This is a genomic window from Vibrio sp. V04_P4A5T148, from assembly GCF_963875605.1.
Classification (GTDB): Bacteria; Pseudomonadota; Gammaproteobacteria; order Enterobacterales; family Vibrionaceae; genus Vibrio; species Vibrio anguillarum.
Map to the genome: position 1 here is coordinate 1 of NZ_CAWNMS010000092.1, position 6,052 is coordinate 6,052.

At 39.1% G+C, this 6,052-nt stretch carries 4 protein-coding genes; all 4 read right to left on the minus strand.

What is annotated here, in order from left to right; all coding sequences use genetic code 11:
* Positions 1-77: 77 nt before the first annotated feature.
* A complete protein-coding gene (locus AACT18_RS16895; protein WP_094146609.1) occupies positions 78-593 on the minus strand; it encodes a hypothetical protein in 516 nt (171 codons plus the stop codon).
* A 2-nt stretch (positions 594-595) separates the two neighbouring features.
* Complete coding sequence (locus AACT18_RS16900) at positions 596-1,783, minus strand: AAA family ATPase (protein ID WP_161439579.1); 1,188 nt, start codon at positions 1,781-1,783, stop codon at positions 596-598.
* Positions 1,784-1,997: 214 nt separating this feature from the next.
* A complete protein-coding gene (locus tag AACT18_RS16905; protein WP_017045717.1) occupies positions 1,998-2,477 on the minus strand; it encodes a lecithin retinol acyltransferase family protein in 480 nt (159 codons plus the stop codon).
* Between the two features lie 2,279 nt (positions 2,478-4,756).
* A partial coding sequence (locus tag AACT18_RS16910; protein ID WP_339373510.1) for a DUF3644 domain-containing protein occupies positions 4,757-6,052 on the minus strand: 1,296 nt, incomplete at its 5' end.

Sequence of the window (6,052 nt, forward strand, 5' to 3'; positions counted from 1 at the left end):
CGACCTTAAACACTAAACGCAACGCATAGCAAAAATGCCAAGCGTTGCGAATCACTCTTAAACAGTTTGTTAAGTTTCTATGTATTGCGTTTTTCCGTTTTATAAAACAAATGATCTTTATCGAGAAAAACTATATAAAAAGTATTCGTACAATATTTTACTTTCTTTCCCGATTTAGTAGTAAATTCGGTATCTTCAAATTCTGACGGGATTACAAATCCCGCTAGGCGTACTTTACCAGCCAACCGAAATCTCCCCCAAGAAACTTCGTGAGGAACGTTCACAGGGTGCTTAAATTCTGATTTTTCTTTAGGAAATCGACCATAAATAGTTAAGCGCCCCTCATTAATCCAATGAGAAAGAGGATAAGTACTATAGTCCTTAAGATTTGATAGCAACTTTTCCAAGGAAGCATCTTTTTTGCCATCTTGATTCCATTCAGCTATGGATTGAGCTCCATCTTGTAACTCGTTTAGATAAGAAAAATTAAATCGCGACCTTGCGGCTAAGTCCGTACTTTCTAAATCGGGAAGTGAAGCATCCGCTACAAATGAGACTTTCTTTTTATTTGTTCTTTTATTCTTTCTCACCATAATTACAGTTCCTTTCCACCTAGAAATATAGGTGGAACCCCTCCAATTTTGCCCTCTTTATAAACAGGACTAATTGGTCTTCCATTTCTTAAGATACTACCTTTTATTTCGTCTAAGCGATAACAATAACTTTCATTATCGTCCTTGTTGACCAGAACACTTCTATAACGACCTAAAGTATCTATAATTTCTGTATTATGGGCTGTAAAAATAAACTGTGCGTGCTTTTTGTTAATATTAAAATCGAGAAACAAGTTAACGATCATAGGCAATACATTCGCATGTAAGTGCACATCAAATTCATCAAATGCCAGAACACCGCCACTATTGAGAACAAAATGATAAACAATCATCTTTTTGTAGAGTTCTTTCGTACCACTAGACTCATCCTTAAATGGCATAAAGAACTCTTTACCTTCATTTTCATGGACAAATAGAGGGAAATATACTTTCTCTCCATCTTCGTTCAGGCGATCTTTAATTACGATATCTTTAATGCCTGAGTCAGCCGATTTTATAATGCCTTTAATGAACTCGAATAATTCTTCAGACTCTTTGTATCTTTTAGTCGTGCCTTCTACACCAAGACTAAAATCATTGTATCCGTTATAGTCTACATTTGATAACAACTTCACAAACTCAAAGTTTAGAATATCAAGCTCATGCATTTTATTATTAAATTTAAACTTATCCACAATAGAAATTATTGACTGATCATCTCTAAGCTTGATATTTTTTAGCTCATCAAAGTCTTTTATACACTCAATAGTTCCATGTTCATTTCTTTCTATAAGAACTACATCTCTTTTTTTGTTTCTAATTATTGTTTCTTTTATTATATTGTTCTTCTTTATCTCTAGTTCATAGATGTATGTAATATCATCGATCAAAAATTCGATATCAAATTCAGTTACATCGTCACTATCGAAAAAGCTTTTATAGGGCAGAGAGTCCCCAGTCTTTTTCTCAACACCATAGTATGAAAATTTATCTAGACAAAAAGCAAAGAAAAAGTTGATCACTTTTATCACATTGGTTTTGCCTGAGCCATTGCTACCTTTAATACCAATCACTGTACCTGTAGACAGTCCTTTACTTATGGTTTCAGGTACATTTTTGTCAAATTCAAAGCTAACTTCTGAGTACTCTTTGAAACTATAGAAATTACTGAAGCCAAGTCTTTTAATCATTAGTATTCTCTCATTGCATACGTTGCCCGCAGTATAACTCATACTAATGACATTATCGACCAAATTTGTCACAAATGTAGATTTGGAAACTTAACGCCCGCTTAAGGGGCAGCCAACGCTACTACTAACTTTCCGCATAATACCGTAATCACCAAAACCAACGCATAGTAAAAATGCCGCGCGTTGGCTGTCCCTCTTGAAGCGTTTGTTATACCTATTTTTTCTCGACTGCTTTAGTCGCTAAAACAGCTAAACTACCAAGAGCTAAAGCACCACCAAGAAATTTAGCAAACTTCGGATTTTCTGAATATAAACCAACTAGGCTTGCGCCTAAAACAGCACCAGTTGCACCTGCAATAACTTGAGTCGAAGACATTTTTAACCCTGTAGCCCATTTAGCAAAATGCTCACAGTTTCGGTCTGTTAATGAGTATTTCCACGTTCCAATTTGAGAGCGAGCAAGTTCGAGCACCTCTGACACCGGACGGTCGTAAGTAACTTTAGCTGGATATGTATGTTTACCTTGAGTTACAACATCCCAACTTTCTTCTTGAACTGTGCCATTTCGCTGAGTTGCAGAAATGAGCATAGGTAAACCCTTTTCGCATAAAGAATCTGAGACTAGAGACCAGTGCTGATAAACACCGAAGTTGCTGACAACAATATCGCCGGCATTTAGATTTTGAAATGACATATGTATCCCTACATTAGATTAATTGACGATATCAATATGTGGGCATATTTTGGAAACTCAAGTGGTTGCATAGGTATAACGCCCGGCTAAGGGGTTGACAACGCACCGCCGGACTTAAAAAACACACCGTAAACACTGAACTTCAATTTTGCACTAAAGTCGCCAAGCGTTGGCAATCCCTCTTGAGCCGTTTGTTATGCAAATTCAATGAGATAAACCGAATTTACACGACCAAAAGCCACAATTGCAATGGTTGAGTGATTCAAGAACCAACCCAAGTAGGAGCCGAGATAAATAAGCCGCCAAAACAAAGTCCACCTTTCAGCAACAAACCAAGCTTTTGAATCAGGAAAACTCAACGAGCTAAAACTTCAGCAAGTGCAAAATGCTCGATAAACTTGCCCTTTCCACACTTTGCGCCCGCTAAATTCACAACAAACCAGCACCAAAACTCATTGAGGCAAACAAAGAACCTTGCCTGTTTTACGGCTTGAGTAAACCACGAATTTTAGGGTAAAAAAGCTCATTTGCCGACAATACCAAACGAATGGCCGGAGAAATCCAAAAGATTGAACCCCTAAATTTACCTGAGTTGCATAACGCCCGGCTAAGGGGTTGACAACGCACCGCCGAACTCAAAAAACACACTGTAAACACTGAACTTCAATTTTGAACTAAAGCCGCCACGCGTTGGCAATCCCTCTTGAGCCGTTTGTTATGCAAATTCAATAAGATAAACTGACTTTACTCGTTCAAAAGCCACAATTGCAATCGTTGAGTGATTCAAGAACCAACCCAAGTAGGAGCCGAGATAAATAAGCCGCCAAAACAAAGTCCACCGTTCAACAACAAACCAAGCTTTTGAATGAGACAAACTCAACAAGCAAGACTTTCAGCAAATGCGAAATACTCGATAAACTTGCCCTTTCCACACTTTGCGCCCACTTAATTTACAACACGCCAACGCTAAAACTGATTGAGGCAAACAAAGAACCTTGCCTGTTTTACGGCTTGAGTGAACCAAGAGTTTTAGGATAAAAAAGCTCATTTGCCGACAACACAAAACGAATGGCCGGAGAAATCCCAAAAGATTGAACTCCTAAATTTACCTGAGTTGCATAACGCCCGGCTAAGGGGTTGACAACGCATAGCCGAACTCAAAAACACGCGTAAACACTGAACTTCAATTTTGCACTAAAGCCGCCACGCGTTGGCAATCCCTCTTGAGCCGTTTGTTAGCTGCTGCACTTTAGCCGGAGATTGACTACCCAATAGCCTAATTTAAAACACATTATTGCTTTCAAGCGGCAAAGTAAAACGGACAACTGAGAAACTAAAACCTAACCCACGAAACGCACTTGGCAAAGAAGAAATAACCGAGAAACTGACGAGCTTCTAGGACTTAAATTTGCAAAGAATTCTTTCGAAGAAGCCAACCACCAAGTGCGCGAAATCCATTTAAGCGCGAAAGAGCTTCAAAACCAAAGAAGCCACACCAAAGAAATAAACAAACACACCACTTCCCGTAAGAAGACTTCGGTTAGTTCAAGCACTTCACGAACAGTGCCACTGGCGAGATACATGGAAAAGTGCTGACTTTCAGGTGTAAAGCTAGAGCCTCAGACTAAGAAAAATAAGCGCTTAATTTTAAGGTTTTTCTTAACCTCAGCTAACGCCCGGCTAAGGGGTTGACAACGCACCGCCGGACTTAAAAAACACACTTAAACACTGAACTTCAATTTTGCACTAAAACCGCCACGCGTTGGCAATCCCTCTTGAGCCGTTTGTTATGCAAATTCAATGAGATAAACTGACTTTACTCGATCAAAAGCCACGATTGCAATGGTTGAGTGATTCAAGAATCAACCCAAGTAGGAGCCGAGATAAATAAGCCGCCAAAACAAAGTCCACCTTTCAACAACCAACCAAGCTTTTGAATCAGACAAACTCAACGAGCGAAAACTTCAGAAAAAGCAAAATGCTCGATAAACTTGCACTTTCCACACTTTGCGCCCACAAGATTCACAACACGCCAACGCTAAAACTGATTGAGGCAAACAAAGAAACTTGCCTGTTTTACGGTTTGAGTTAACCACTAATTTGAGGGTAAACATGCTCATTTGCCGACAACACAAAACGAATGGCCAGAGAAATCCCAAAAGATTGAACCCCTAAATTTACCTGAGTTGCATAACGCCGCATTAAGGTGTGAGCGGCGCTTGGCTATACTTGAGCGAAGCGAAACTGCCAAGCGTTGCGAATCACTCTTAAATGCTTTGTTAAGTGGCTTTTTTCACCTTAGCCAATACTTCTGGTTTTCTAAGCTCTGTCGACAAAAAGGTTACCCATTGTTTTGTATACAGATAACCATCGAAACCCTCAATAAATGACGCATACTCACCTTTGAAGGCTGGCGAATTGTCTCTAGGGCGAGCCTCGAAGTATTTCCAACATTTCGTATGTAGCGGCATATTGAAAAAGTGAATCTTTTCACGAACGAGAGCCATTACTTTTGAAGGTTTCAGTTTGTAAGGGTTTTCAATACCCTTGATGAAAGCAACACCTTGTTCATAGTTTTGTAGCTCTTCTTCTGATAGCTTGCTTACATTAATAAATTCTACTGCAATATCTGACGACTTGGCGTGATTACCTAATTTAGGGACTAGCATGGCACGAATACGATATTGCTGACTTTCCACAATAGTGTCTTCTAAATCTGCACGATAAGTTTCCATGTAATGACGAACGACTTGGTAGTTTTCTTTTTGAAGTTGCTTCATTGCATCAATTTGGGCTTGCTCTGATACGCGGCTTAGTTGCATGGCAATAGCTAAGTTTGTGCTTAGAGCATAAGAATCACCAAATTCTTCTGCGAGCAAATTTTCAAAGTTAATCAAGGCAGCTTGGCACTCACCGGCAACAGCAAGATCTATTGCAGGAAGGCTTCGATGCTCAATTTTGTTTCTAAGTCCGATTAAGAACTGTAGATTGAACTTCTCAGGACGTTCAACACCATTCCAATATTTATTGCAGCACTCCATTAACTCCCATGCTTTCTCTTCCCCATCAATAATGACTGGTTTTCCATCTTTATGATGGAAATAATCTACACCTTTCTTTTCAAAGATCGCGTGGAATAGAGCTGTATATGCAATAACAATATTTACGATGTAGCCGTAAGTCTTAAATTCGGTGTATGGGTTGTTGTATGTAGATACCGCTAGTAAGGCAAATTCTCTGGCTTTATGAAGTAGCATACCTTTTGCTGATTGATCAGCAACTTGTTGTAATTTTTGACTATGAACCGCCCTAAATTCTTCTTTACTTAGAAACTTGATGCCAGTTGTTAGATAATGTGAGCCATCTTTTTGCACGTATTGATGCCAGCGCTTCGATGGATATGTACCACATGTCTGCGTTTTCCAACCAGTAACCTTAGCTAGTTCATCTATTGTAAATGATTCACCCTCAGTTTCTTTTGCGGAAAGAAATTCATAAGCCAAATCGACTTTATCATATCTACTCAATTTTATTACTCCTGACGAATTTGAGTCACTTAACGCCCGGTTAAGGGG